The following is a 26,685-nucleotide window of genomic DNA, read 5'->3' on the forward strand; positions in this document are numbered from 1 at the left end:
CCGCCGCAGCCCCGCGGCGCGCCGCGAACGCGGTGCCGCGCGCTCCCCGGCGGACCGCTAGCGTGACGCCGTGACCACGGACGCAGCCGCAGCCGGCCCCGCCGAGGGCGCGGCGTCAGCCGGCATCGTCGTCGCCGGGGTCGCCCGCAGCTTCGGCAAGGTCCACGCCGTCCGTGACGCGACGCTGACCGTCCCGTACGGATCCGTCACCGCGCTCGTCGGCCCCAACGGCTCGGGCAAGACGACGCTGCTGCTGATGCTCGCGTCGCTGCTGCGGCCCGACGCGGGACGGATCCTGATCGCCGGCTCCGACCCGGTGACCGATCCGCGGGCGGTGCGGGCGGCGATGGGCTGGATGCCGGACATCCTCGGCTCGTGGGCGAGCCTGACCGTGCGAGTCACCCTCGAGCTGACCGGCCGCCTGCACGGCATGCCGCGCGAGCGCGCCCGGCGCCGGGCGGACGAGCTCGTCGCCCTGGTTGGCCTCGAGGCGCTCGCCGACCAGCCCACGCGGGTGCTCTCCCGCGGCCAGAAGCAGCGGCTCAGCCTCGCCCGGTCGCTCGTGCACGACCCGCGCGTCCTCCTCCTCGACGAGCCGGCGAGCGGCCTCGATCCCGCGGCCCGCGTCGAGCTGCGCACGCTCGTCCGCCGCTTCGCCGACGAGGGGCGCAGCGTCCTCGTCTCGAGTCACGTGCTCGCCGAGCTCGAGGAGATGGCGGATGCGGCCGTCTACCTCGACGCGGGCACCACTGTCAGCGCGGAGCGCATCCGCCGGGCTCGGACCAGCCTGCGGGACTGGCGCATCCGAGCGCTCGACGCCGCCGCCCTCGAGGCTGCGCTCACCCGCCTCGGCGTGCCGGCTCGGCGCGACCACCTCGGCACGCTCGTGGGCGTCCGCTCCGAGACCGACGCCGCGGGGCTGCTCACCCGGCTGGTCGGCGAGGGCGTGCCGGTGGCGGTCTTCACTCCCGCGGTCGGCGAGCTCGAGCACACCTTCCTCGACCTCACCCGCGACGCCGGCGCTCAGCCCGAGATCGGGAGCGAGTCGTGAGCCGCTTCCTCTCCGGCGTCGGCACCGTCCTCGCCCTCGAGCTCCGGCAGCGGGTCCGCGCGCGCGGCTGGTACATCCTGCTCGGCGTCTACGTGCTGCTCATCGGCATCGTCACGCTGCTGCTGAGCCTGTCGCTCGGCACCTTCGCCGGCGGTGACGCCGGCAGCGGAGTGCTGTCGACGATCATCTACTTCGTGCTGCTGCTCGGCACGCTGGTGACGCCCGCCCTCAGCGGCAACGCGATCAACGGCGACCGGACCGACGGAACGCTCGCGACGACACAGGTCACCCAGATCAGCACCGGTCAGCTGGTGGTCGGCAAGTTCGTGGCGGCCTGGGTTTCGGCGCTCGCGTTCCTCGCCGCGAGCGTTCCCTTCCTTCTCGGCGCCGTGCTGCTCGGCGGGGTCCGGGCGGACACTGCGCTCGTGTCGATCGTCGTGCTCGCCGTGGAGCTCGGCGTGGTGGCGGCGATCGGCGTCGGCCTGTCCGGGCTGCTCGCGCGGCCGCTGTTCTCGATCGTCGTCACCTACCTCGTCGTGGCGGCGCTGAGCATCGGCACGCTCATCCTCTTCACCCTCGCGGGGCTCGCCACGCAGAGCACGGTGACGAGCACCTACCGCTACGCCGAGTCGATCGACGAGGACGGCGATCCCGTCTGCAGCGCCGTGCAGGAGGACACCTACACGATCCCGCGCTTCGACCCCTACTGGGGCGTGCTCGTCGCGAACCCCTACGTCGTCCTCGCCGACGCCGTGCCCACGGCCTTCGACGACGACGGGAACCCCGTCGACCTGTTCGGCTTCCTCAAGACGGGGGTGCGACAGGCGCAGATCCCGCCGGACCTCGACGTCGAGTACGACGACTGCGCCGGCGAGTTCCCGCCCTCCCCCACCGCCCAGGAGATCATCGAGCGCACCGTCCCGGGCTGGTTCGTCGGGCTGGGCCTCCACGCCCTGCTGGCGGGCGGCCTGCTGGCGGCCGGCTGGTCCGCGACGCGCACCCCGGCTCGGCGCCTGGCCCGCGGCAGCCGCATCGCCTAGCGCGCGGCGCGGGTCGCGCGGACAGCTGCACACCCCGCAGACCGTCGCGAGTCGTCCGCAGGGCCCGCGCGAGCGGTCAGGAGGCGGCGGGCTCCCCGGCGCGGATCTCGTCCTCGAGGCCGCGGAGCGTGGTGCGCAGTGCCCGCTCGGCGTCGAGTCCGCGAGCGCGGGCGGACAGCACGAGCGCGAGCAGGAGCGGGCCGAGCTCGTCCTCCGACTCGAACGGGACGGCGGCCGCCTCCCCCGCCTCCACGACGCCGACCTGCTCGGCGCGGCCGAGGAGCTTGTCGGCGAGCGCGAGGGCGGACATGCCGCGCGGGATGCCGTCGAGCACGCTCGTCCGGGACGCCTTCTCGCGCGCCTTGACCTCGAGCCACTGCTCGCGGATCTCGTCCGGCGTCGACGCGGCGGAGTCGCCGAACACGTGCGGATGCCGGCGCTTCATCTTCTCGGCGGTCGCGGCGGCGACGTCCTGGATGTCGAAGCCCTCCTCGGCGGCGGCGATGTCGGCGTGGAAGAGCACCTGGTAGAGCACGTCGCCGAGCTCCTCGCGCATGCCGGGCACGTCGTCGGTCTCGATGGCGTCGACGAGCTCGGCGCTCTCCTCGAGCAGGTAGGGCACGAGCGAGCGGTGGGTCTGCTCGCGATCCCAGGCGCACTCGGCACGCAGCCGGGACATGACGGAGACGAGGTCGTCGAGGGCGGTCACTCCCCCATCCTCCCCCGCCTCTCGGCGCCGGTCGCCGTCAGCGCCGCCGCGAACGGTAGGAGTAGCGCGCCGCCTCCGTGAAGCCCGCCCTTGCGTACAGGGCGCGGGCGGGCGCGTTGTCGCCCTCGACCTGCAGGTAGAGCCCCTGAGCGCCCCTCTGCGCGGCCCAGTCGGCGAGAGCTCGGAGGACGGCGCGCGCCGACCCCGTCCGGCGCTCCCCGGGCAGGGTCGCCATGCCGAAGACGCCGGCCCAGCCGTCGTCGAGGACGGCGCGCCCGACGGCGACCGCTTCCCCAGCCGGGAGCGCGGTGGCGTAGGCGGTCGGAAGATCGACCCGCGCCAGCATGGCGGCCTCAGCGATCCGGTCCCCACCGTTCACGGCGTGCCAGGTGTCCAGCCAATCCGGCGTCGGCGCGGTGTCGAGGCGGACGCGACCGGCGTCGCCCGCGCGGAGGCGATCGGCGGGCGCCGTGAGCAGGTGGAGCGGCGCGCCGAGCTCGTAGCCGCGCTCCGCGAGCAGTCCGTCGAGCGCGGCGGCGCAGACGCCGGGCGTGAGCTGGAACGCCGTCGCGGCATCGAAGCGGGCGTAGAAGCGCTCCGCGGCGTCGATCCGCCGGATCAGCTCCCCCTCGGACGCCTCGCCGTGCGCGAGGACGGTGCCCGTCCACCAGGACGGCCCGCCGGTGTGCCGCAGCCACCAGTCCCCGACCCGCTCGACGTGCTCGGCCGGCTGCGCCCGCGCCGCCCGCTCCTGCAGCGCGCGCGCAAGGCCCGCGTCGACGACCTCAGAGGACATGCACTTCCGCGTCCCCTCGCCGAGCCGCCCACTTCTGCGGCGACTCGACGCCGAGTTGCCGCAGAACCGGGCGGGTCACTTCACGGGCGCGGCGAGGAGGGCGACCGTGTAGGCGCCGCCCTTGGTGTGCTGCTCGCCGACGCGGGAGAAGCCCATCCGCTCGTGGAATGCGAGGGACTGCGGGTTCGGCGGCTGCAGGTTGACCTCGCAGGTCACCTCGGGACGGCCGTCCGCCTTCGCCTTCGCGAACACCGCGTCGTAGAGCGCGCGGCCGATGCCGGCGCCGCGGATGTGCCCGTCGACGACGATGCGGTCGATGTAGAGCGACGGCCCGCGCTCGGCGAAGAACCGGTAGTTCTCGCTCTCGTAGTCCGCGCCCGGGTCGAGCGCGAGCAGGAAGCCGACGATCGCCCCCTCGTGCTCGGCGACGAGCGCGAGGCTCGTGTAGCCGGCGAGGCGCGTCAGCTCGGCGACGTCCGCGTTCGGCACGGCGGGGAAGGCGGCGTTGTTGAGCTCGACGACGCGGCCGTAGTCGGTGGGGCGGAGGGGGCGCAGGTGGACCGTGGGCACCGATCGACCCTATCCGGCCCGCCAGGCGGCGAACGCCGCGTCGAAGCCGGCGATCATCCGCTCGAACGACGCGCCCGGGGGACGGCTCAATCCGAAGCCGCCGCCCGCCTCGAGCAGCACGAAGCCGTGCAGGGCGGCGCGAAGGGCGCGAGTGGCGTCGATCGCGTCGTCGCCCTCGAGGCCGTACCCGCGGAGGGCGGCGAACACCGCGGAGGCCGCCCGCTCCGCCTCGGCCTCGTGCTCCGCGTCGCCGGCAGCCGGGGCGACCTGGGTGAGCGGATACCCGCCCGGATGCTCGACCGCGTATCGCCGGTAGGCCTCCGCCATCGCCGTGAGGGCGTCGAGGCCGGAGCGTCCCGCGACCGCCTCGCCGAGGCGCCGCGCGAGCTCGGCGGTGGCGGCGACGGCCATCCGGCGGCGGAGGTCGTCGAGTCCGCCGACGTGCTTGTAGAGGCTCGGCAGCGCGACGCCGAGGCGTGCGGCGAGCGCCGCGAGCGTGAGCCGCTCGAGCCCGCCCTCGTCGGCGAGGTCGAGCCCTCGTTCGACGACGATCGCGGGAGTGAGTCCCGCCCTAGGCACGCCGGGTCACCGCCCGGGCGAAGCGCACCACGGCCGGCCCGACCTGCTCCGGCGCGTCGACCATCGGGTAGTGCCCGGAGCCCTCGACGAGCAGCACCTCCGCCGACAGCCGCTGCCCGATCCAGGCGGCCTCGGCGGCCGGATCCTTCCAGTCGCGGTCGGCTGTGCCCATGACGACGAGGGCCGGAGCCTGCACCTCCGCGATGCGCCGCTCGGCCGGCTCGTGGCTCGTGCGCGTGGTGCGCTGGAAGGACCGCCAGTGCCGGGCGAGGCTGCGGCTCATCGCCTCCCGATGCTCGGCGAAGTCGGCGGGCACCGCGCCCGGGTAGAGCGAGCGGTGGTAGGCGCCCCACACCGCCGGCCCCCACGGCCGCAGCAGAGCGAGGCGGAGCGCTGCCGACCCCAGTGCGGAACCCGGCGGGTTGCGGACGAAGGGGGCGAGCAGGACGAGGCCCGCCACGGCGTCGGGGCGCTCGGCGGCCGCGAGAACGGCGGCGCCGGCGCCCATCGAGTTGCCGACGAGGAGCGCCGGGCCCCCGAGCTCACCGATGAGGGCGAGCACGTCGGCGGCCGCCGCCTGGTCGTCGAAGGAGTCGAAGCCGTCGTCGCTGTCGCCGTGGCCGCGGAGGTCCATGGCGGCGACGCGGAAGCCGGCGGCCGCTAGGTCGGCGGCGAGGAAGCGGAAGGAGCTGCGGAGTTCGCCCATTCCGGGCACGGCCACGACGAGGGGGCCCTCGCCGGTGACCTCGTACGCGATGCGCCGCCCAGCGGCGCCGACGAAGCTAACGTTCATAGCCACCAAGCTAATGCTATTAGCCGCACCTGTCAACCGGCTAGGGTGGCAGGAGGAGAGCCGGGAAGTCTGGTCGGCACCACGCCACCGACCCTTCGGGAGCCTCCGTGCACATCTTCCGCTCCGAGCGCTACGCCGCCGCCCTCCTCCTGGGCGCCGCCGCGCTCGCGCTGCTGCTCGCCAATCTGCCGTTCGGCGGAGCCCTGCTCGGGGCGAGAGACGCGCATCTGCCGATCCCCGCGCTCGGCCTCGACCTCTCGATCGGGCACTGGATCAGCGACGGCCTGCTCGCCGTGTTCTTCTTCCTCGTCGCGATCGAGCTGCGGCACGAGGTGACGAAGGGCGAGCTCGCATCCCCGGCCAAGGCGCTGGTCCCCGCGATCGCCGCCCTGGGCGGCGTTCTCGTCCCCGCGGCGCTCTACCTCGCCTTCGCGGGCCGCAGCGGCTATGCGGAGGGCTGGCCGATCCCGACGGCCACCGACATCGCGTTCGCCCTCGGGGTGCTCGCGATCTTCGGTCCCCGCCTGCCGTCCCGAGTGCGGGCGTTCCTGCTCGCGCTCGCGATCCTCGACGACCTCATCGCGATCCTCATCATCGCGGTGTTCTTCGCGCACGAGCCCGACTTCGTGCTGCTCATCGGTGCCGTCATCGCCGTCGCCGCCTTCGGGCTGCTGAGCCGCCTGGCGTCGCGCCCGGTCCGGGTCCCCGTCGCGATCGCCATGGTCGTCGTCGCCCTGATCACCTGGTACTTCGTCTACGAGTCCGGCATCCACGCGACGATCGCCGGCGTGGCACTGGGGCTCGTGATGAGCCCCAAGCCCGCGCACCGCGCGCACCACGCCATCGAGCCGTGGTCGAACGGCGTCATCCTGCCGCTGTTCGCGTTCTCGGCGGCGCTCGTCGCCATCCCTCAGGTGAGCCTCGCCGAGCTCTCCCCGCCCTTCTGGGGGATCCTCGTCGGCCTGCCGGTCGGCAAGCTGCTGGGGATCACCCTGGCCGGCGCGATCGCGGTCGTGATCGCGCGCCGCCGCGGCAGCCGGGTGCTGGAGCGCGGCGAGATCCTGATCGTCGCGACGCTCGGCGGCATCGGCTTCACCGTGTCGCTGCTCATGAACGAGCTCGCCTTCGCCCGGAGCGAGGAGGTCTCCGACGAGGGGACGCTCGCTGTGCTGCTCGGGTCCGCCGTCGCGATCGTGGTGTCGGCGCTCGTGGTCAGCGCGGCGTCGCGGCGGGCTCCTGCGCGAAGAGAGCGTTCAGAAGGTCCCCCGCCCATCGTATGAGCTCGTCGTCGGCGGGGGTCCGCCCGTCCACCTCGGGCAGCGGCACGAGGATGACGCCGCCCTGGGCGAGCATCCGCGCGCGCGGGTAGAGGCGCTTGAGGCGCACCTGCCGCGAGTCGGCCAGCTCGGCCGGGGCGATGCGGAGGTTGCCGCCCAGCACCACGACCTCGCTGAGCCCGGCCTTCTGGGCCAGGCGCCGCAGCCGGGAGACGGCGAGCAGGTTGACGACCTCGACGGGCGGCTCGCCGTAGCGGTCGGTCAGCTCCTCCAGCACGAGGTCGAGGGCGTCGTCCGCGGCGTTCGGACCGCTCGCCGCCGAGAGCTTCTGGTACGCCTCGAGGCGCAGGCGCTCGCTGTCGACGTAGGACTCGGGGATGCGCGCGTCGACGGGCAGCTCGAGCCGCAGCTCGGTCTGGCCCTCGGCGACCTCGCCGCGGAAGGCGCTCACCGCCTCGCCGATCATGCGGAGGTAGAGGTCGAAGCCGACGCCCGCGATGTGTCCGGACTGCTCGCCGCCGAGCAGGTTGCCGGCGCCGCGGATCTCGAGGTCCTTGAGCGCGACCTGCATGCCGGAGCCGAGGTCGTTGTTCGCCGCGATCGTGGAGAGGCGGTCGTGCGCCGTCTCGGACAGCGGCCTCGTCTCGTCCCAGAGGAAGTACGCGTACGCGCGCTCCCGGCCGCGGCCGACGCGGCCGCGCAGCTGGTGCAGCTGGCTGAGGCCGTACTTGTCGGCCCGGTCGATGATGAGCGTGTTCGCGTTCGGGATGTCGAGGCCGGTCTCGATGATCGTCGTCGACACCAGCACGTCGAACTTCCGCTCCCAGAAGTCGACGATCACCTGCTCGAGCGCCTGCTCGTTCATCTTGCCGTGGGCGACCGCGATGCGCGCCTCGGGGACGAGCTCGGCCAGCTGGGCCGCGACCCTGTTGATGCTCGACACCCGGTTGTGCACGTAGAAGATCTGGCCCTCGCGCAGCAGCTCGCGCCGGATCGCGGCACCGACCTGCTTGTCCGAGTAGGGGCCGACGAAGGTGAGGATGGGGTGCCGGTCCTCGGGCGGGGTGGCGAGAGTCGACATCTCCCGGATGCCGGTCACCGCCATCTCGAGCGTGCGCGGGATCGGGGTCGCACTCATCGCGAGGATGTCGACGTTGGTCTTCAGCTTGGTGAGGGCGTCCTTGTGCTCGACGCCGAACCGCTGCTCCTCGTCGATGATGACGAGGCCGAGATCCTTGAACACGAGGCTGTCGGTGAGGATCCGGTGGGTTCCGATGACGATGTCGACGCTGCCGTCGGTGACGCCCTTGAGCGTCTCCTTGACCTCCTTCTCCGTCTGGAAGCGGCTGAGCGGCCGCAGGTTGACGGGGAAGCCGGCGAAGCGCTCGGAGAACGTCTCGAGGTGCTGGCGGACGAGGAGCGTCGTCGGCACGAGGACCGCGACCTGCTTGCCGTCCTGCACGGCCTTGAACGCGGCTCGGATGGCGACCTCGGTCTTGCCGAAGCCGACGTCGCCCGCGATGAGGCGGTCCATCGGGATGGGCCGCTCCATGTCCGCCTTCACCTCGTCGATGGTGGTCAGCTGGTCCGGCGTCTCCGCGAACGGGAACGCCTCCTCGAGCTCGCGCTGCCAGGGGGTGTCGGGGGCGAACGCGTGGCCCTTCGACGCCATGCGCGCGGAGTAGAGCTTGACGAGCTCCACGGCGATGTCGCGGACCGCCTTGCGGGCCTTGCCCTTCGCGGCGGCCCAGTCGGAGCCGCCCATCTTCGACAGCTGCGGGGCCTCGCCGCCCACGTAGCGGGTGAGCAGGTCGAGCTGGTCGGTGGGCACGTAGAGCTTGTCGCCCGGGTAGCCGCGCTTCGACGGCGCGTACTCGAGCTGCAGGAACTCGCGGCTCGTCTTGACCGCGTTGCGGCCGCCCGTGCTCACCTCGCGGGAGACGAGCTCGACGAACCTGCCGATGCCGTGGGTCTCGTGCACGACGTAGTCGCCGGGCTTCAGCTGCAGCGGGTCGACGACGTTCTTGCGGCGGCTCGCGAGCTTCTTCACCTGACGGGAGTCGTAGCCGGCGGCCCGGCCGAAGAACTCGCGCTCCGTGATCAGCGCGATCTTCGCCTCGGCCTGCTCGAAGCCGAGGTCGATCGCGCCCTGGATCAGGTAGGCGACGCCGGGCTCCGGCTTCTCCGGGAACTCGTCGGCCATCCGACCGGCGAGCTCGCGCTCGGCGAGCACATCTCGGCTGCGCTCGAGGAGACCGGGCCCGGCAGCGGCGACCGCGAGCGACCAGCCGGCGGAGAGCAGTGCGGCGACGTGGTCGAGGGCCGTGCCGCCCTGGGCGACCGGCACCGCCTCCCCGCGGACGCGCACGTAGGCGGCCTCCTCGACGGCGGCGGCGTCGTCCTCGGGGCCCGACTCGAACGAGGTGAACGTCCACCAGGGGCGGCCGTCCGCCGTGGCGTGCAGCTGGTTCAGGGTGAGGAAGTCACCGGCGGCGAGGTCGATCGGCGCCTGCGCGCCCGCGGTCGCCGCGCTCCACGCGGCGGTCAGGAACTCGCGGTTCGTCTCGGCGAGGTCCACGGCGCGGCTCGCGACCCGCTCCGGCGAGACGACGGCGACCGCCGCGCCGGCGGGCAGGTAGGCGGTGACGGGGACGAGCTCGTCGACGAGGGCCGGGGTCAGCGACTCCATGCCCTCGACGGGGATGCCCTCGGCGAGCTTCGCGAGCATTCCGGCGAGGCTCGGGAACTCGTGCTGCATCTCGGCGGCGCGCTGGCGCACCGCGGGTCCGAGCAGCAGCTCGCGGCTCGCGGGCAGCTCGACCTCGCGCACCTCGTCGGGGAGGGAGCGCTGGTCGGCGACGGAGAAGAGGCGCATCGCGTCCACCTCGTCGCCGAAGAAGTCGACGCGCACGGGGTGCTCGGCGGTGGGCGGGAAGACGTCGAGGATGCCGCCGCGGACGGCGAACTCGCCGCGGCGGGTGACCATGTCCACGCGGGCGTAGGCGAGCTGCGGGAGGCGCTGGGCCAGCTCGGTGAGGCCCGCGCCGCGGCCGCCGAGAGTGAGGACGATCGGCTCGAGGTCGGCGAGGTCGGAGGCGAGCGGCTGGAGGGCGGCGCGGACGGCGCCCACGACGACGAGGGGCCGGGAGCCGTCCCACGCGCGCATCCGGCGGAGGGCGTGGATGCGCTGGCCGACCGTCTCGGCGCTCGGGCTGAGCCGCTCGTGCGGGAGGGTCTCCCAGGCGGGGAAGGCGAGGATCTCGGCCTCCGGCAGCAGGCAGCCGAGGGCGGTGCGGAGCGCCTCGGCCTCGCGGCCGGTCGGTGTGATCGCGAAGAGGGCCGCCGGATCGCCCGCCTGGCGCCGGGCGTCGAGGAGCGCGGCGATCAGCGCAGGCTGCAGCCCGGCCGTGGCGGAGAAGTCCGCCTCACGGGCGGCGTAGCGCAGGGCGCCGGAGAACGAGTCGGCGCGGGTGAGGGCATGGGTGAGCCCGGAGAGAGTCACTCACGCGATTCTACCGGCGCGCCCTCGCAGGGACGCGGTGTCCGCCGAGGGCTGACGCAACCCGGCCCTCCGCCGCCGAATTGCCACTTCTCGCCCTCACTCAGGCGGAATAGGGGCGGAAAGTGGCAACTCGGGGGACTCAGGGGACGCGCTCGACGGGAAGCGGTCCGGCTCGAGCGAGGAGGAGCCGAGCGAGGGGAGCGACCCGGCCGCCAGGAGCACCCTCGGGAAACGGGGGTGGAAGGAGATGCTTGCATCGGCTCGTTTTATCGATAACATCGTCCGCGTCGGTGCCCGAGCCGCCGGCGGCAACCCCAACAACCTGTTCAACGGCGAACCTGCGTAGGCGAGCCGGACTGGAGACACGATGAAGTTCTCGAAGCGCACGACCGCCGCGGCGGCCGCCGCGGGTGCGGCCCTCCTGCTGACCGGCTGCGCAGGCGGCGGCGGGAACGCCGCCCAGGATGGCGTGACCACCATCAACTACTGGAGCTGGGACGGTGCGCCCGGGCGCGACATCGTCGAGGCGGTGATCGAGGCCTGCGAGGCCGAGCACCCCGACATCAAGGTGAACTACACCGAGCTCGCCCAGACCGACTACAAGCCGAAGGCGGCGCAGTCCCTGGGCGCCGGTGAGGAGATCGACGTCCTCACCGTGCAGCCCGGCTCCTGGGCGATGGAGGTCGAGGACTACCTCCTGCCGGTGTCCGACTGGTCGAACGGCGACCTCGTCGGGAAGTTCGGCGAGCAGTCGATCACCCAGGCGGAGCGCAACTTCACCGACGGCCTCCTGTCGGCCGTCCCGGTGTACTCGACCGGCTCCGCCGTCGGTGTCTACAACGCGGACATCCTCGCCGAGCTCGGCCTCGAGGCGCCGACGACCTGGGACGAGTTCAAGGCGCTGAGCGACGCTCTGGCGGCGCAGGGCAAGGGCATCCTCCCCGTCACCATGCCCGCGGACGACTGGTTCCAGGACGAGATGGCGCTCACCTTCGTGGGCCAGGAGGACCCGGAGTTCTTCAACTCGGTGCGCTACGACGACGGCTCGTGGGACTCCGACGCCTACGTGACGGGCCTCAGCAACTACGCGGCGATGTTCGAGAACGGCACGTTCGACGCCGCGACGCTCGACATGGACTACACGACCGCGATGACCGCCTTCGACGAGGGCAAGTCTGCGGTCGTGTTCAACGGCTCCTGGGAGGCGGGCCGGATCCTCACCGGCAACTACGGCGTGATCCCCGTGCCGGCCGAGACGGCGGACAAGGCGTCGCTGCGCGCGTTCCTCGACGTGATGCTCGGCATCCCGGCCGAGTCCACCAAGCAGGAGGCCGCGGCCACGTTCATCGACTGCATGTCGACCGGCGCGGGCGTCGACCCCTGGGCCACGGCGCTCAAGGGCATCCCCGCGGTGAGCGACTACGAGCTCCCGGAGGGCACGCTGACCACCGAGCTGCAGCAGCAGAGCTACGACACCCTCGTCGAGCTCATCTCCAACCCGGCGAGCGACCGGAACAACCTCGGCGCGTTCTCCGACCACGTGGGCGCGAACGTCAAGCAGGTCCTGTTCGGCACGATGACCCCGGAGGAGGCCGCGAAGGACGCGCAGGCCGAGTTCGAGCGGGGCACGTTCTAGTAGAACCCCTCCCCCACGTTCGGCGGGCCGCCGCAGCCCGGTGGCTCGCCGAACGCCTTCGACAGGAGTGAAAGAGCCGTGACCACTGACACCCGCACGAGGAAGCGCCGTCGCCGCAGCGACTGGCTCGTCGCCCTCGTCTTCCTCGCCCCGCTGCTCGCCATCTACGCGGTGTACTACCTGTACAGCATCGTCTTCCTCGGCCAGACCAGCATGCAGCGCATCGGCATCTCGCTGCTCCGGCCCGTGCAGGTCGGCTTCGAGAACTTCGCCCTGCTCGCCACCGATCCCGTCTTCCTGGGCTCGATCGTCAACAATCTCGTCTTCGCCGCGGCGAGCATCGTGGTGGCGCTGACGATCGCCTTCTTCATCGCCGTGGCCCTCTCGACCGGGGTCCGCGGCCGCAAGCTGTTCTACCTGGTGTTCCTGCTGCCGGCGCTGATGCCGCTGTCGCTCGTGGCCACCATCTTCGGCTCGATGCTGCAGGAGCGCTTCGGCATCCTGAACGAGACGCTGCGCGCCGTCGGCCTGGGCGACCTCGCACAGTCGTGGCTCACGACCCCTGGCCTCGCCTACACGGCGGTGATCCTGGTCTTCTGCTACCTGATCGGCCTGCCGATCATGTACTACACGGCCGACCTGTCGGCCCTGCCGACCTCCGCACTCGAGGCGGCACTGCTCGACGGCGCGGGCACCTTCCGGATCATGACCCAGGTCATCTACCCGATGATGCGGACCACCCACATCACGGTGATCCTGGCCCTGCTCCTCGGCGCGTTCCGCGGCCTCGAGCAGGTGCTGTTCTCGACCGGGGGCGGCCCCGGCGACACCACCGAGATCGTGGGCACCTACGTCTACGGCTACGTCAACTCCGGGGGCAAGACGATCGGCTACGCCGCCGCCGCGTCGATCGTCGTGCTCCTGATCGGTCTCGTCATCTCGCTCGCGCAGATGTTCGCGACCCGGACGAAGAGGAGCGCACGATGACGACGACCGACCTCCTGCCGCCGGACGTCGAGGCGGACCCCGGCCAGCCCCGTCGGGGCACCGTGCCGAGTCGTGGCGAGGACAACCCCATGCGCGCCGTGATCACCTCGCGCGGCGACAGGATCCTCGTGTACGTGCTCCTCATCGCGATGGGGCTGGTGTTCGCGTTCCCGCTCTACGCCATGGTGGCGAAGTCCCTGCAGGGCGCCGGCATCGCGAACTACACGACGCTGCTCACCCAGCCGGTCGCGGGTGTCAACGTCCTCACGACGTACCTCAACTCGTTCGTCATCGGACTGCTGCACGCCGCCCTCGTGGTCGGGATCGGGTCCATGGCGGGCTACGCGCTGTCGAAGCTCCACTTCCGCGGCCGTGAGCTCGCCTTCGCGCTGATCATCCTGTTCCTGGCCGTGCCCGGCACGGCGCTGCTCATCCCCGTCTTCCACATCACGAACGAGGCGGACCTCTTCAACAACTACCTCGGGGTCGCCCTGCCCGAGGCCGTCCTCACGATCCCGTTCGCGGTGCTGCTGCTCCGCAACTACGGGCACAACCTCGACGACTCCCTGTTCGAGGCGGCGCGGATGGACGGCGCGGGGCACTTCCGGGTGTTCTGGCACATCTTCCTGCCGATGACGCGGCCGGCGATCGCGAACCTGCTCGTGCTCTGCATGATCTGGTCGCTGCAGGACTTCCTGTGGCCCTCGATGCTGTTCACGAACCCCGGCATGACCACCGCGGCGCAGGCGGTGTCCTCGTTCGCGAATGCGCTCGGCCGCAGCGCCGAGGACTTCGGGCGCTACAACGCGAGCCTCGTGCTCCTCGCCGTCCCCGCCGTGCTGTTCGTCCTGTTCGGCCTCCGGTTCATCGTGAACGGCTTCGCCAGCGGAAGCAGCAAGGAGTGACCGGCGCGCACGAGCTCTGGTTCTCCCGCCCCGCCGCGGAGTGGACCGAGGCGCTTCCCCTCGGCAACGGCACGCTGGGCGCGATGGTGTTCGGCGGGCCGCACACGGAGCGGCTCCAGCTGAACGACGGCACGGCCTGGTCGGGCAGCCCGGCGAGCGAGGACGTCCCGCCACGCGTGGATCCCGCGACCGCCGCGGCCGCGCTCACCGAGGCGCGGGAGGCGATCGAGCGAGCGGACTACGCCGCGGCGGATCGCGCGCTGCGCAGACTGCAGCACCGCCACAGCCAGACCTATCTCCCCTTCGCGGACCTCGTCGTCGCGCTCTCCGGCGAGGGGGCGGTCGGCGACTACCGGCGCTCCCTCGACCTCGCGACGGCGACGCACACCACGGCCTACCGGCTGGACGGGGCGGAGGTGCGGCACCGCACCTTCATCAGCCACCGCGATGCGGTGCTCGTGCACGAGCTCGTGTCGGCTGCACCGGGCGGCGTCGCGCTGACCGTGGCGCTGTCGAGCCTGCTCCGTGCGGAGGCGGCCCCGGCCGGCGACGGGACCCTCGGGCTGCTGCTGACGATGCCCGCCGACGTCGCGCCATCGCACGACGACTGGGCCGAGCCTGTGGTGTACTCGGACGCGCCGGGCGCCTCGCTCCGGGGCGCCGTCGCCCTCTCGGTCGAGCACGACGGAACGGCCGTCCCCGCCGCCACGGACGCGGCGGCGCCGGCGCTCCGCATCGAGGGCGCCAGCCGGGTCGTCCTCCGGCTCGCCACCGCGACGACGTTCGCCGGCATCGCCCGCACGCCGGAGGGCACCGCCGAGGGCGCGCACGCCGCGGCCGCTGAACGGGTGCGCCGTGCCGGCTCGCGGACCGTCGACGAGCTGCACGAGCGCCATGTCGCCGAGCATTCGGCGCTCTACGCGCGGACGGAGCTCCAGGTGGGCTCGCCCGTCGACGCACCGCTCGACGAGCGGATCCTCAGTGGCAACGCCCATCCCGGCGGGCCGATCGCCGCGGACCCCGCGCTGGCCGCACTCGCGTTCAACTTCGGCCGCTACCTCCTCATCTCGAGCTCACGCCCCGGGGGCGCCCCCGCCAACCTGCAGGGCATCTGGAACGACTCCCTGCAGCCGCCGTGGAGCTCCAACTACACGACGAACATCAACGTCGAGATGAACTACTGGCTCGCCGAGGCGACCGACCTCCCGGAGTGCGCGGAGCCGCTCTACGACCTCATCGACGGTCTCGCCCGCACCGGGCGCCGGACCGCTCGTGAGCTCTACGCCGCTCCCGGCTGGGTGGCGCACCACAACACCGACGTCTGGGGGTACACGCTCCCCGTCGGCTACGGCACCCACGACCCGAAGTGGGCGTTCTGGCCCATGGCGGGTCCGTGGCTCGTCCGCCACCTGTGGGAGCGGGTGCTGCACGGCGGGAGCGACGAGTTCGCGTGCACGCGAGCGTGGGAGCCGGTGCGCTCCGCCGCCGAGTTCGCGCTGGCCTGGCTGGTGGAGCAGCCGGACGGGACCCTCGGGACGAACCCGTCGACGTCCCCCGAGAACCAGTTCACGACCCCGGACGGCGGGATCGGCTCGGTCGCACGCTCGTCGACGTACGACCTGGTCGTCCTGGCCGACCTGTTCGACATCCTGGTCGGGCTCGCCGACCGCCTGGGACGATCCGACGACCCGATCGTGCGGCAGGCGCGCGCGGCGCGCACCCGGATCCCCGGCCCGCGGATCGGGCGCGAGGGCCTGGTGCAGGAGTGGGCGGACGACTTCGACTACCCGGATCCGACCCACCGGCACGTCGCCCACCTGTACTTCCTGCACCCGAGCGACTGGCGGCCGGACCCGGCGCTGCACGCGGCGACGTCGCGCAGCCTGGACGCGCGCGGCGACGAGTCGACCGGCTGGGCGCTCGCGTGGAAGCTGCTCATGCGCACGCGTCTCCGGGAGCCCGAGAAGGCCTCCGCGCTGCTCAGGCTGTTCTTCCGCGACATGACCGTGGATCGGGGGCCGTGGATCGGCGGCGTCTACCCGAACCTCTTCTGCGCCCACCCCCCGTTCCAGATCGACGGCAACTTCGGGCTCGTCGCCGGACTCGCGGAGTGCCTCGTGCAGTCGCAGTGGGGGACGCTCGACCTGCTCCCCTCGGTGCCCGCCGAGCTCGGCACGGGGCGCGTCCGGGGGCTCATCGCCCGCCCCGGGATCCGGGTCGACCTGGAGTGGAGCGACGAGAGCGGAGAGCCGCGCCTCGTCGAGGCCCGCCTCCAGGCGACGGGACCGTCCGGGGAGGGGACCCACGTCGTGCGCTGCGGCGGGGAGGAGAGGATCATTACTCTCGGGGGCGACGCCGTCCTCCTCACGCCGGACCTGTTCCAGCCGGAGCTCGCCGACGGCACCCGGCGGACGTGACGGCGCCGCCGAAGAGGGGATGCACGTGACCGGCACCGAGCGCACGCGGGCGAAGCGGGCGACGATCTACGACGTCGCCCGGCACGCCGGCGTCTCCCATCAGACCGTCTCCCGCTATCTCCGGGGCTACGAGAACATCCGGCCGGAGACGCGGGAGCGTGTGGAGGCTGCGCTCGGCACGCTCGACTACCGGGCCAACATCCCCGCGCGGAACCTCCGCCAGGGCCGCACGGGCGCCATCTCGCTCGCGGTGCCGAGCCTCAACCAGCCCTACTTCGCGGAGCTCGCCCAGTCGGTGATCAGCGCAGCACGGGAGCAGGGGCTCACCGTGTTCGTCGAGACGATGGAGAACGATCGGCAGAGGGAGCTCGAGGTGCTCTCCCGCTCGCGGGGCAACCTCGTGGACGGGGTGCTCTTCGCACCGACCGTGGTCACCGCCGAGGAGCTCCGGCAGCAGGAGGTCACCTTCCCGCTGGTGCTGCTCGGCGACCGCATCTTCCACAGCGACTTCGACCACGTCGCGATGGCGAACGCCGCCGGCGCCCGCGCGGCGGTTCAGCACCTGATCTCACTCGGCCGCTCGCGGATCGCCGCGATCGGGGTCGAGCCGCCCGGCAGCGCGGGAGCCGCCCAGCTTCGACGGGACGGCTATCGGCAGGCGCTCGAGGAGGCCGGCCTGCCCCTCGATCCCGCGCTCGAGCGGGAGGGCGGCAGCTGGATCAAGGAGAGCGGCGTGCGGTCGGCCGAGGCGCTCCTCGCCTCCGGCGTCGAGTTCGACGCCGTGTTCGGCTTCAACGACGCTCTCGCGCTCGGCGCGCTGCGCGCCCTGCTGCGGGCGGGCGTGCGGGTGCCGGACGACGTCGCAGTGGTCGGCTTCGACGACACGGAGGACGGGCTCTTCTCGACCCCCTCCCTCACGAGCATCTCCCCCGGCCGGGATGAGATCGCCCGCCTCGCGGTCGAGCTGCTCACGCGTCAGTTCGACGGCTCCCCGCACGAGCCGGCACGCGAGGTGGAGGCCTCGTTCTCGCTCAGCGTGCGCGAGAGCACGATGGGGATCGCCGCCGCCTGAGCGGGCCGGCGCGACGAGGCGGGCGAGCCGCACCTAGTCGGTGTGGAAGACCTCCGGGAGCTCCTTCCACCACTCGCCCTCGGCACGGTCGTCGAGGGGGCGCTGCAGAGGCATCTGCACCGCCCACCAGCGCTGCGTCTCGGGGTCGGCCGCGATCGCGGCCATGTCCGCCTCGTAGTCGTCGCCCGTGTACTCGAAGTACGAGAACAGCAGCTCGCCGTGCCGGTAGATCGAGTAGTTGTGCACGTTGCTCCGGGCGAGCCGGTCGAGCACGGCCGGCCACACCGCGGAGTGGTACCGCTCGTACTCCGCTCGGTTCTCGGCGGGCAGGCCGATCACCGAGGCGACGCGCTTCACGCCTGCCTCACCCGGAGGTGGGTGACACCACCGTCGACCTCGAGAGCGGTGCCCGTGGTGGAGCCGGAGGCGGGGCTGGCGAGGTAGAGGATCGCCCCGGCCACCTCCTCCGGCGTCACCATGCGACCGGTCGCCTGCCGGGCGTCGAGCGCCGCGCGCTCGGCGGCCGGGTCGGCGAATCCCTGCAGCATCCGGTCGACGAACGGGGTCGACACCGTGCCGGGGCTCACGCAGTTGACGCGGACGCCCTCCCGCACATGGTCGGTCGCCATCGCGTAGGTGAGCGCGAGGACCGCCCCCTTCGAGGCGGCGTACAGCGCGCGCTGGGGCAGCCCGTTGAGCGCCGCGATCGAGCACAGGTTCACCACGGCGGCGCTGCTCGACTCGCGGAGGAAGGGCAGGGCGGCGGCGGTGACGCGGGCCATGCCGGTCACGTTGATGTCGAGGACCCGCGCCCAGTCCTCGTCGGGCGTCTCCTCCACCGTGCCCACCGCACTGATGCCGGCGTTGTTGACGACGATGTCGATGCCGCCGAACGCCTCGCCGACCTGCGCGATGGCGGCGTCCACCGAGGCGCGGTCGGAGACGTCGGCGACGAAGCCGGTGAGGCGCTCGTCCAGTCCCTCCGGGTTCAGGTCGAGCACGGCGACGCGGGCGCCCCGGTCCGCGAAGGCGAGTGCAGTGGCGAGTCCGATGCCGGAGGCGCCACCGGTGACGACGGCCGTGAGGCCGGCGAACTCGCCGCTCATGCCGGCACCAGCTCCTGCCGCGCCCGGCCGAGGCCGTCGATCTCCAGCTCCACCACATCCCCGCTCCGCAGGTACGGGTTGCCCGGCAGGCCGAGCGCGACGCCCGCGGGCGTCCCCGTGTTGATGACGTCGCCGGGGTGCAGCACCATGAACTGGCTGAGGTACCAGACGACGTGACGCACGCCGAAGATCATGTTGGCGGTGGAGCCGTCCTGGCGGAGCTCGCCGTTCACCCACAGCCGCAGGCCGAGGTCCTGCGGGTCCCCCACCTCGTCGGCGGGCTTCAGCACCGGTCCGAGCGGGTTGAAGGTCTCGCAGCTCTTGCCCTTGTCCCACTGGCCGCCGCGCTCGAGCTGGAACTCCCGCTCGGAGACGTCGTTCGACATCGCGTATCCGGCGATGACGTCGTCCGCGTCCTCGGGCGAGCCGAGGTAGCGGGCCTCGGCGCCGATCACGACCGCGAGCTCCACCTCCCAGTCCGTCTTCTCGGAGTTGCGCGGCACGCGCACCTCGTCGAAGGGGCCGACCATCGTCGACGGGTCCTTCATGAAGACCACCGGCTCTGCGGGAACGGCGGCGCCGGTCTCCTCCGCGTGATCGGAGTAGTTGAGGCCGATGCACACGATCTTGCCCGGCCGCGCGATCGGGGCTCCCACTCGGAGGCCGGCGTCGTCGAGCACGGGGAGCCCGCCCTCGGCCAGTGCTCGGCGCGCGGCGGCGAGGCCGCCCGACGCGAGGAACGCCCCGTCGATGTCGCTCGTGAGCGACCTCAGGTCGTAGTTGACCCCGTCCTGCTGGAGGACGGGGATCTCCGATCCGGCGGGGCCGAGCCTGGCGAATGTCACTGGGACTGCTCCTTGATCCCGAGGGCGACGCCCTCGTGTTCCTGTGATGTGTAGGCGGCCTCGACGACCGCCATCGTGTGCAGCACGTCGTCGACCGCCGTCGGCAGTGTCGGGACGGACCCTTCGACGAAGCGCTGCAGTGCCCCCATGGACCCGATGAACGCATCGGGGAACCACGACCCCTCGAACGGCACCGGCTGCCAGCCGCGCTCCTTCTCGTCGAGCAGCGCGAGCTCGAGGGCGTCGGGGCCGCCCGTCGGGTAGTCGAGCAGGAGTCCCATCTGGGCGCGGATCGCGCCCTTGGTGCCCTCCCACTTGATGAAGCTCTCCTCGTGCCCGGGACCGAAGGCATGGTCGTGGTTCGTGCTCACGGTCACCCGGATCGGCCGGTCGCGGTAGCGCAGGAGGATGGTCGAGCGGGTGTTCGCCACGTCCGTCTTCAGCGGGTGGCGGACGGTGACCGCGCTGACGCCGTCCGGATCGCCGAGGAACGAGCGGACGAGGTCGAGGTAGTGCACGCTGTGCATGTTGATCTCGAGCCGGTCGAGCCCGAACACGTGCGGGAACAGGTGCCACGGGGTGTCGACCGAGACCCGGATCTCGAAGTCGTACAGCTCGCCGATCACGCCCTCGGCGATGAGGCGGCGGGCGGCGGCGACGTAGGGCGCGAACCGCAGCTGCGTGTTGACCGCGGCGACGAGGCCCTTGCTGCGGCAGAGGTCGCGCAGCTCGATGCCCTGCTCGAGGGTGTGCCCGAGCGGCTTCTGGATGAGCACGGGTGCGCCGTCCGGCAGCGCCCGGAGGGTGTCGAGGTACTGCTCCGGCATGAGGGCGATGTCGTAGACCGCGTCCGCCGGCGCCGCCGCGACCGCCTCCGAGACCGACCCGAACACGTTCTCGATGCCGTACTCGTCGGCGAGGGCCTGAGCTCGGGGCACCGTGCGGTTGACGAGCCCCCAGACCGGGTAGCCGGCCTTGCGGTACGCGGGCAGGTGGGCGTCCTTGACGATCCCGCCCGTGCCGAGGATGACGATCGGACGCGGGCTGTTCGGCAGCTCGAGCGTGTAGGCCTTCGCCGGCCGGCGCTCGGGGTAGTCCTCGGGGCTCATCCCTTCACCGCCCCGACCGTCTGACCCCGGATCAGGAATCTCTGAGCGGTGAGGAACACGACCAGCAGCGGAAGCATCGAGATGAACGTCGCGAGGGCGAGCTGCGGCATGTAGAGCTTCACGTCGAGGCCGGCGGCGACGGTCGCGTTGAACAGCGGGCTCGCGCCGATGAGCTCCTGGATGCCGATCGACACCGTCTTGTTCTGCTGACTCGAGGTCAGCAGCGCGAGCGGCAGGAAGAAGTTCGTCCAGTTGGCCACGAAGGAGAAGAAGGCGACCAGGGCCGTGACCTGCTTCGAGATGGGCAGACCCACCTGGAGGAAGATCGCGACCTCGCCGAGACCGTCGATCCGGGCCGCCTCGACCAGCTCCGGCGGCATCGTCGTCATGAAGTGGACGTAGCTGAGGTACACGCCGAACGGGAAGAAGCCCATGATGATCGCGACGGGCCACAGCTGCCCGATCGCCCCGATCGCGTTGACCTCGAGGAACAGCGGGATGACGAGCACCGTGTTCGGCATGACCATCGCGAGCAGGGTCGCGAACAGCCACGCCTTCCGGAGGCGGAACCGCAGCCGGGCCAGCGCGTAGCCGGCGGGCAGCGCCGCGACGAGGCCGAGGACGCCTCCCACGACCGAGACGATCAGCGAGTTCAGAATCCAGCGCGGGAAGAGCCCGCCCCCGCCCGGGCCGAAGCCGACGATCTGGCTCCAGCTGTAGACGGCGTTCTCCCACGACATCCCGCCCAGGCCGAGGAAGCCGTCGGAGCCGGCGGCCACGTTCTCCTGGTTGCGGAACGCCATCGCGATGAAGCCGATGATGGGGATGACGAAGAAGGCGGCGACCAGCAGCATGACCGACACCCGGGCGATCCGACCGGCGCTCCATCGCCTCGATCCGACGACCCGATGCATCTCGACGGCGCTCATCGCCGCTCCTCCTTCTCTCCGAAGAGGCCGCTGCGGAACACGATGACGATGCCGATGGCCAGGGTGATCACGAGCAGGATGATCGACATCGCGGCGGCCGCCGGGAAGTTGCGGTTCGTGAAGGCGAAGGCGTAGCCGAGCTGCGTCGGCGCCCATTCCGCATCCACCGAGCCGGCGGAGATCTGCCGCAGCAGGTAGGGCTCGAGGAAGAGCTGGAATCCGTAGGCCAGGTTCATGAGGGCCGCGTAGCCGATCCACGGGCGGATGAGCGGCAGCTTGACGCGCCAGGCCATGTGCCAGGCGTTCGCGCCGTCGAGGGCCGCGGCCTCGAAGATCTCGTCCGAGATGCCGTTGAGCCCGCCGTTGACGATGACGATCCAGGTGCCGACGCCCTGGAAGAAGAGCATGGCGGTGAGGATGCTCGGCAGGTTCTCGGTGGTCACCACCTCCTTGAGGTTGTCGAGTCCGGCGCCCTGCCAGAGGAAGGCGATGGGCGACTGCGACGGGTTCAGGAGGTAGACCCACAGCACGAAGTTGGCGATGCCGGCCAGGGCCCCGGGCACGTAGTAGATGAAGCGCATGGCGCCGCCGAAGCGCCCCGGGCTGGCGTGCACCAGCAGCGCGAGGCCGACGATGCCGATGATCATCAGCGGCAGCCAGACGATCATGACCGTGAAGATGTTGATGAAGGTGTCGACGAATCGGTAGTCGCTGATCACCGTCACGAACGAGTCCAGGCCGCCGAACCCGGACTGCGGGTTCACGAGGGTCGGCGCCTTCTGCAGGGAGATCCAGAAGGCGTAGCCGATCGGGATCGCCGCGGCGACGAGGAACAGCAGGATGTAGGGGCTCAACAGGATGAGAGCGCCGCGGGCTTCCACCCGGTGGGGGGCCCTGCGCCGCGCTGCCCGCGGTGGCGGCGCGGTGCGCTTCTCTTCCTTCACCAATGTCGTCGTCATGCCTTCATCCTCGAATCGCACTCTGGCCGGGGGAGGTCGCGCTGCGGGGCGCCTGTCGGCACCCCGCAGCGCGATGAGGGTCATTCGGTGACGGTGTACCCGACCGACTTCGCCTGGTTGACGAGCTCCTCGCCGAAGGCCGTGATGGCCTCCTCGACGGAGGAACCGCCGATCAGCGCGGGGCTGACGGTCTCCGTCCACACCGAGCCCGTGTCGTACAGCATGTACGAGTAGGGGCTCACCGCGGACGCGGCCGCCTTGAACGCCTCCTGCGTGGTGGGGATGTCCGCGAAGTAAGCCTCAGCGGCCATGTTGTCGAGCCACGCGTCCTGCACCGGGCCGTAGCCGGGCAGACCGGTGCTCAGCTCGACCTGCCACGCGGGGTCCGTCGCGACGAAGGTCGCGAAGGTCAGCGCGTTCTCGAGCTGCTTGCCCTTGATGTGGGACGAGACGCCCCACAGGCCGCCGCCCTCGTTGCCCGTCGTCGGCTCCGACTCGCCCTCCCAGGCGAGCGGGGCCACCGCGGTCATCTGACCGGCCGGGATCTTCCAGGTGTCGCGGAACAGGTAGTTGCCCCACCACACGGCCCCGGGGCTCATGACGAGGTTCACGCCCGTGCCGGCCGCGTCGCCGTCGAAGATGCCCTGGGTCGACAGCGCCCCGGCGTCGTACATCTGGGTCAGCAGCTCGGTGGCGCGCACGCACGCCGGGTCGCTGAGGTCGATGCGGGCCTCGGACTCCGACACGCGCTCGTTGGTCGGGCAGCCGGAGCCCTGCAGGTACCGGTTGACGGCGTAGGCGTCGCCGAGGAACCCGCTGATCTTGCCGGGGTGCTCCTGCGCGATCTGCACGGCGAGCTCGCCGTACTCCTCCCACGTCGTCGGCAGCTGGTAGCCGTTCTCGTCGAAGAACGCCTTGTTGTACCAGAACACGTCGGGCGCGGCGTCGTTGCGGAGGCACCGGATCCTGCCGTCGATGTCGCAGAAGGACAGGACCGCCGGGTCGTATCCCTCGATGACCTCGGGCAGCAGGTCGGTCAGGTCGGCGGCGTAGTTGCTCGTCGAGTTCGTGGCCCAGGCGATGTCGTCGTTGGACGGGAAGAAGATCGCGTCCGGCCAGCCGGAGCCGGCGGAGTCGAAGTTCGCGAACGCCTGCTTGACGGTCTTGCCGCCGACGGTGCCGTCGATCTGCACGACGTCGATCTCGATCTCCGGGTGCGCCTCCTGGAAGGCCTCGGCCGCGGGGACGCGGGGCGGGTCGACCCAGACGGTGATCTTGCCGCCGGAGTCGGTCTGCTCTCCCCCGCCCGTGCTGCCGCCGCCGCCTTCGCCGCCGCCGCCGCCGGAACAGCCGGACAGGACGAGGGCCGCGCCGGCGACGAGCGCCGAGGTCGCGGTGATGTACCTCTTGGTCTTCATTGACACTCCTTGTGTGAGGTGGCGCTGGATACGCCGTTGTTGTTCTGCCGTGGGTCTGCAGCTGTGCACTGCCACGAGCCACCGCGGTGGCTCTGCGTCCGCCCCGTCCGGAGGACGTCGCGGGCTCGGCGCCGCCGAGGAATGAGTTGCGGCTCGATGGTACTAGAGATCAGATGAATCGGCCTCCGTTTGTCGTCAGTGGTTGCGGGATCGACTGTTATAGGCGGCAGTGGTTGGATTATTGCGCCGCGAGGCTGATGCGGGACGGGTCGATCGAGTAGAAGTCCGCGGCCGTCCTGCCGAGCACCTGCTCGCGATCCGACGCTCCGAGGGAGTCGAACAGCGGCGCGAGCCCCCGCCAGACGCGGGTGTACCCGCCGGCCAGCACGGAGATGGGCCAGTCGCCCCCGTACATGAGACGAGCCGGGCCGAACAGCTCGACCGCCCGGTCGAAGTACGGACGCACGGACTCCGTGGTCCACGACCCCATGTCCGCCGTGGCGGAGTACAGGCCGCTCACCTTCGCGTGGACCAGGGGGTTCTCCGCAGCGGCGGCGATGAGGCTCCACCACGGCTCCCGCGAGTCCAGGCCGATCGGCGGCTTCGAGAGGTGGTCGATGACCATCTTCAGCCGTGGATGGCGCTCGGAGAGGATCGGGACGAGCTCGAGATGCCGCGGCAGCACCGAGACGACGTCGAAAGTGAGCCCGGCCTGCTCGAGCAGCGCCAGCCCTTCGCCGACCTCGGGCCGCAGCAGGAAGTCGGGATCGGGCTGGTTGTGGATGAGCGTGCGCACGCCGACGAGCAGGCTGTTCCCCCGCCAGCCCGCGATCGTCTCCGCCAGCTCCGCCGGACGGTCGATGGGCGCGTAGCCGACGATCGCCGCGACCTCCGGGTGCGCGGCCGCGGACTCCAGCATGATCGCGGTGTCGTCGGCGTTGTCCGCGGACTGCACCTGCACGGTGTACTGCACGCCGGCCGAGGCAAGCTCGGGCTGAAGCTCCTCGAAGCCGATCGCGCGGTTGATCGGAGCGAGGTCGGGGCCGAGCCAGTCGTACTCCGCCCGCTCCGGATCCCACACGTGCTGGTGTGCGTCGATCACGGGAAACGCCACTGTTGCTCCTTCGGTCGATTGTCGGGGTTCAGAGGACGCGGTGCCGGTCCCAGACGGCTCGCAGGGACTCCCCCGCGAGCAGCTCGGCGAGCACGGTGGACTCGCGCGCGGCGCGCTCGCGAGCAAGGCCGAGGACTTCCTCCTCGCGCTCGCGCGGGACCACCACGACTCCGTCGTCGTCCGCCATCACGACGTCGCCCGGGTCGATGCGGACGCCGCCCACGGTGACCGCGACATCGGCGTCGATCACCCGCATGCGCGCCCGGTAGTCGATCGGTCGCCGCGATCGGGAGAAGGCGGGGAAGCCCAGCGCGGCGATCCGGTCGGTGTCGCGGAGGTTGCCGTCGGTGATCACGCCGGATGCCCGTGCGCCGAGCGCGGCGGCGCTGAAGAGCTCACCCCAGAAGCCGGAGTCGTTGCTCTCGTCGGTGGCGATGACGACGAGCTGCCCAGCGGCGATCGAGTCGATGAAGTCGATGGCGTCCCGGTACGGGTCGTCGGGCTGATCCTCGAGCGACGGAGCGAACCGCACCGTGCGCGCCCGGCCGATCGCGCGCGAGCCGGGGACCACGGGAGCGAGGCGGTGCTCGAGCACCTGGTTGCGGAGGCCTGCGGCGTCGCAGGAGTCGCTGAGGATCGCCGTGCTGAGGCGCTCGTCGCCCGGCTCCGGCGTGAATCCCGGGTCAGCGGATGACATGGCCGCCTCCCGGGTGGAAGGGGAAGTCCCGCTCGATCTCGGGGGTGAGTCGCACTCCGAGGCCGGGGGCGGTGGGGGCGACCACTCGACCGTCCCGGAACCCGACGGGCTCGACGAGAAGCGCGTCGCGGAGCGGATTCGAGAGCGTGCAGTACTCGAAGAGCTCGACGTGCGGGTCGGCCAGGACGGTGTGGAGGTTGGCGGAGAAGGTCACCCCGCTCCCCCACACGTGCGGCACGACGGCGACGCCGGCCTCGCGGGCGATGCCGGACACGCGTGCGAAGGCGGCCGGGCCGCCGACGAAGGTGACGTCCGGCTGGGCGATGTCGACGCCTCCCGCCGCGATCAGCTCGGCGAACTCCCGCACGGTGCCGTTCGATTCCACACCCGAGATCGGCACGTCCACCTCGGAGCGGACCCGGGCGTACCCGGCGACGTCGTCCGCCTGGCAGGGCTCCTCGTACCAGCGGGCACCGAGTTCTGCCGCCTTCCGGCCGACGCGGATCGCTTCGTCCACGGGCCACGGGTCGGACGCACAGGCCTGCACTGCGTCGATCACGAAGCGGACGCCATCGGGCAGCCTGCCCGCGACGTGAACGAGGAGCCGGACGGTGGTGTCCGGGTCCGTCATCGCTCGGAACTTGACGGTGCCGAAGCCGGCGGCGATCTGCGCATCGGCCCAGGCCGATACCTCGTCGAACGTCGTGCCGAGCCCGCCGCTCGCGTAGGCCTCGATGGTCGGCCGAGCGAGCCCGCCGAGGAGCTCGTAGGCGGGGACGCCCTCCCGCTTCGCGACGGCGTCGAGCGCCGCGGTCTCGATGGCCCCCGCGACGCCGTTCAGGATGCCACCGCGCGACCAGAAGGCCGTGTAGGCGCGGAGATGGTCCGCGACCTCGAGGGGATGACCGAACCCACGGCCCTCGAGATATGGCCGGAAGGAGTCCACGATGCCCGGCACGGCGAGCGCCGCCATGATGCCCGCGCCGGCCTCTCCGATTCCTCTCGTCCCGTCGGAGAGCGTGACCTCGACGAGAGCCGCATCCCACGACCGGATGGTCCCGCCCACCCAGGTGAGCTCCTCGCCCTTCGGGTAGCGGTGGGAGAGGAGCACGGCTCGCAGCCCCGTCACCGTGAGGGCGGTGTTCATCGGCGGATCCCCTTCGTCGGACATCTA

Annotated in this window: 24 protein-coding genes; 8 read left to right on the plus strand and 16 right to left on the minus strand. The window is 71.8% G+C overall.

The window, feature by feature from the left end; translation table 11 throughout:
* Positions 1 to 70: 70 nt before the first annotated feature.
* Positions 71 to 1,051 carry an ABC transporter ATP-binding protein gene (locus tag J3P36_RS07825; protein WP_210506924.1) on the plus strand — a complete coding sequence of 327 codons (981 nt, stop codon included), beginning with the start codon at positions 71 to 73 and terminating at the stop codon, positions 1,049 to 1,051.
* A complete protein-coding gene (locus tag J3P36_RS07830) occupies positions 1,048 to 2,091 on the plus strand; it encodes an ABC transporter permease (protein WP_210506926.1) in 1,044 nt (347 codons plus the stop codon). The genes J3P36_RS07825 and J3P36_RS07830 overlap by 4 nt, the downstream gene beginning before the upstream one ends.
* 76 nt (positions 2,092 to 2,167) lie before the next feature.
* On the opposite strand, the gene J3P36_RS07835 is transcribed toward J3P36_RS07830, so the two are convergent.
* The 5 genes from J3P36_RS07835 to J3P36_RS07855 form a co-directional block, all read right to left on the minus strand.
* Complete coding sequence (locus J3P36_RS07835) at positions 2,168 to 2,800, minus strand: MazG family protein (RefSeq protein ID WP_307806995.1); 633 nt, start codon at positions 2,798 to 2,800, stop codon at positions 2,168 to 2,170.
* Positions 2,801 to 2,837: 37 nt separating this feature from the next.
* Positions 2,838 to 3,596, minus strand: a complete 759-nt coding sequence (locus J3P36_RS07840; protein ID WP_210506928.1) for a GNAT family N-acetyltransferase — start codon at positions 3,594 to 3,596, stop codon at positions 2,838 to 2,840.
* Between the two features lie 75 nt (positions 3,597 to 3,671).
* The gene (locus tag J3P36_RS07845; RefSeq protein ID WP_307806996.1) at positions 3,672 to 4,166 is read right to left on the minus strand and encodes a GNAT family N-acetyltransferase; all 495 of its coding nucleotides are present in this window, start codon (positions 4,164 to 4,166) and stop codon (positions 3,672 to 3,674) included.
* A 9-nt stretch (positions 4,167 to 4,175) separates the two neighbouring features.
* Positions 4,176 to 4,745: a TetR/AcrR family transcriptional regulator gene (locus J3P36_RS16770; RefSeq protein ID WP_210506930.1), complete on the minus strand. Its 570-nt coding sequence runs from the start codon at positions 4,743 to 4,745 to the stop codon at positions 4,176 to 4,178.
* The gene (locus tag J3P36_RS07855; protein WP_210507813.1) at positions 4,738 to 5,538 is read right to left on the minus strand and encodes an alpha/beta fold hydrolase; all 801 of its coding nucleotides are present in this window, start codon (positions 5,536 to 5,538) and stop codon (positions 4,738 to 4,740) included. The genes J3P36_RS16770 and J3P36_RS07855 overlap by 8 nt, the downstream gene beginning before the upstream one ends.
* A gap of 107 nt (positions 5,539 to 5,645) precedes the next feature.
* Here J3P36_RS07855 and nhaA point away from each other — a divergent pair, with 107 nt between their 5' ends.
* On the plus strand, positions 5,646 to 6,818 hold the full coding sequence (gene nhaA, locus J3P36_RS07860) for a Na+/H+ antiporter NhaA (RefSeq protein ID WP_210506932.1): 1,173 nt from the start codon (positions 5,646 to 5,648) through the stop codon (positions 6,816 to 6,818).
* Here the strand turns inward: nhaA and mfd are convergent.
* Positions 6,751 to 10,317 (minus strand): transcription-repair coupling factor, encoded by a 3,567-nt coding sequence (mfd, locus tag J3P36_RS07865; protein ID WP_210506934.1) that lies wholly within the window; start codon positions 10,315 to 10,317, stop codon positions 6,751 to 6,753. The two genes, nhaA and mfd, sit on opposite strands and share 68 nt — an antisense overlap.
* Before the next feature lie 367 nt (positions 10,318 to 10,684).
* Between mfd and J3P36_RS07870 the strand changes: the two genes are divergently transcribed.
* From J3P36_RS07870 to J3P36_RS07890, 5 genes are all read left to right on the plus strand, one after another.
* A complete protein-coding gene (locus J3P36_RS07870; protein ID WP_210506936.1) occupies positions 10,685 to 11,953 on the plus strand; it encodes an ABC transporter substrate-binding protein in 1,269 nt (422 codons plus the stop codon).
* 78 nt (positions 11,954 to 12,031) lie between these two features.
* A complete protein-coding gene (locus tag J3P36_RS07875; protein ID WP_210506938.1) occupies positions 12,032 to 12,940 on the plus strand; it encodes a carbohydrate ABC transporter permease in 909 nt (302 codons plus the stop codon).
* Positions 12,937 to 13,845, plus strand: a complete 909-nt coding sequence (locus tag J3P36_RS07880) for a carbohydrate ABC transporter permease (protein WP_210506940.1) — start codon at positions 12,937 to 12,939, stop codon at positions 13,843 to 13,845. The genes J3P36_RS07875 and J3P36_RS07880 overlap by 4 nt, the downstream gene beginning before the upstream one ends.
* Positions 13,842 to 16,262, plus strand: coding sequence for a glycoside hydrolase N-terminal domain-containing protein (locus J3P36_RS07885; RefSeq protein ID WP_210506942.1), 2,421 nt, complete (start codon positions 13,842 to 13,844; stop codon positions 16,260 to 16,262). The genes J3P36_RS07880 and J3P36_RS07885 overlap by 4 nt, the downstream gene beginning before the upstream one ends.
* 25 nt (positions 16,263 to 16,287) lie before the next feature.
* Positions 16,288 to 17,334 carry a LacI family DNA-binding transcriptional regulator gene (locus tag J3P36_RS07890; RefSeq protein ID WP_307806997.1) on the plus strand — a complete coding sequence of 349 codons (1,047 nt, stop codon included), beginning with the start codon at positions 16,288 to 16,290 and terminating at the stop codon, positions 17,332 to 17,334.
* A gap of 33 nt (positions 17,335 to 17,367) precedes the next feature.
* Here J3P36_RS07890 and J3P36_RS07895 read toward each other — a convergent pair whose 3' ends face one another.
* The 10 genes from J3P36_RS07895 to J3P36_RS07940 all read right to left on the minus strand — a co-directional run bounded on the left by J3P36_RS07895 (position 17,368) and on the right by J3P36_RS07940 (position 26,658).
* Complete coding sequence (locus J3P36_RS07895; protein WP_210506946.1) at positions 17,368 to 17,691, minus strand: L-rhamnose mutarotase; 324 nt, start codon at positions 17,689 to 17,691, stop codon at positions 17,368 to 17,370.
* On the minus strand, positions 17,688 to 18,440 hold the full coding sequence (locus J3P36_RS07900; RefSeq protein ID WP_210506947.1) for an SDR family NAD(P)-dependent oxidoreductase: 753 nt from the start codon (positions 18,438 to 18,440) through the stop codon (positions 17,688 to 17,690). Before J3P36_RS07900 ends, J3P36_RS07895 begins: the two co-directional genes overlap by 4 nt.
* Positions 18,437 to 19,285 (minus strand): fumarylacetoacetate hydrolase family protein, encoded by an 849-nt coding sequence (locus tag J3P36_RS07905; protein WP_210506949.1) that lies wholly within the window; start codon positions 19,283 to 19,285, stop codon positions 18,437 to 18,439. The genes J3P36_RS07900 and J3P36_RS07905 overlap by 4 nt, the downstream gene beginning before the upstream one ends.
* A complete protein-coding gene (locus J3P36_RS07910; protein WP_210506951.1) occupies positions 19,282 to 20,394 on the minus strand; it encodes a Gfo/Idh/MocA family protein in 1,113 nt (370 codons plus the stop codon). The genes J3P36_RS07905 and J3P36_RS07910 overlap by 4 nt, the downstream gene beginning before the upstream one ends.
* Positions 20,391 to 21,323 (minus strand): carbohydrate ABC transporter permease, encoded by a 933-nt coding sequence (locus J3P36_RS07915; RefSeq protein WP_246854470.1) that lies wholly within the window; start codon positions 21,321 to 21,323, stop codon positions 20,391 to 20,393. The genes J3P36_RS07910 and J3P36_RS07915 overlap by 4 nt, the downstream gene beginning before the upstream one ends.
* Complete coding sequence (locus J3P36_RS07920) at positions 21,320 to 22,282, minus strand: carbohydrate ABC transporter permease (protein ID WP_210506953.1); 963 nt, start codon at positions 22,280 to 22,282, stop codon at positions 21,320 to 21,322. The genes J3P36_RS07915 and J3P36_RS07920 overlap by 4 nt, the downstream gene beginning before the upstream one ends.
* A gap of 80 nt (positions 22,283 to 22,362) precedes the next feature.
* Positions 22,363 to 23,700: an ABC transporter substrate-binding protein gene (locus J3P36_RS07925; protein WP_210506955.1), complete on the minus strand. Its 1,338-nt coding sequence runs from the start codon at positions 23,698 to 23,700 to the stop codon at positions 22,363 to 22,365.
* 238 nt (positions 23,701 to 23,938) lie between these two features.
* Positions 23,939 to 24,814 carry an amidohydrolase gene (locus tag J3P36_RS07930; protein ID WP_210506957.1) on the minus strand — a complete coding sequence of 292 codons (876 nt, stop codon included), beginning with the start codon at positions 24,812 to 24,814 and terminating at the stop codon, positions 23,939 to 23,941.
* A 28-nt stretch (positions 24,815 to 24,842) separates the two neighbouring features.
* Positions 24,843 to 25,511, minus strand: a complete 669-nt coding sequence (locus J3P36_RS07935) for an RraA family protein (protein ID WP_210506959.1) — start codon at positions 25,509 to 25,511, stop codon at positions 24,843 to 24,845.
* On the minus strand, positions 25,498 to 26,658 hold the full coding sequence (locus J3P36_RS07940; protein ID WP_210506961.1) for a mandelate racemase/muconate lactonizing enzyme family protein: 1,161 nt from the start codon (positions 26,656 to 26,658) through the stop codon (positions 25,498 to 25,500). Before J3P36_RS07940 ends, J3P36_RS07935 begins: the two co-directional genes overlap by 14 nt.
* Between the last annotated feature and the right edge of the window lie 27 nt (positions 26,659 to 26,685).

This window comes from Naasia sp. SYSU D00057 (assembly GCF_017916505.1).
In the GTDB taxonomy this organism is placed as follows: Bacteria; Actinomycetota; Actinomycetes; order Actinomycetales; family Microbacteriaceae; genus Naasia.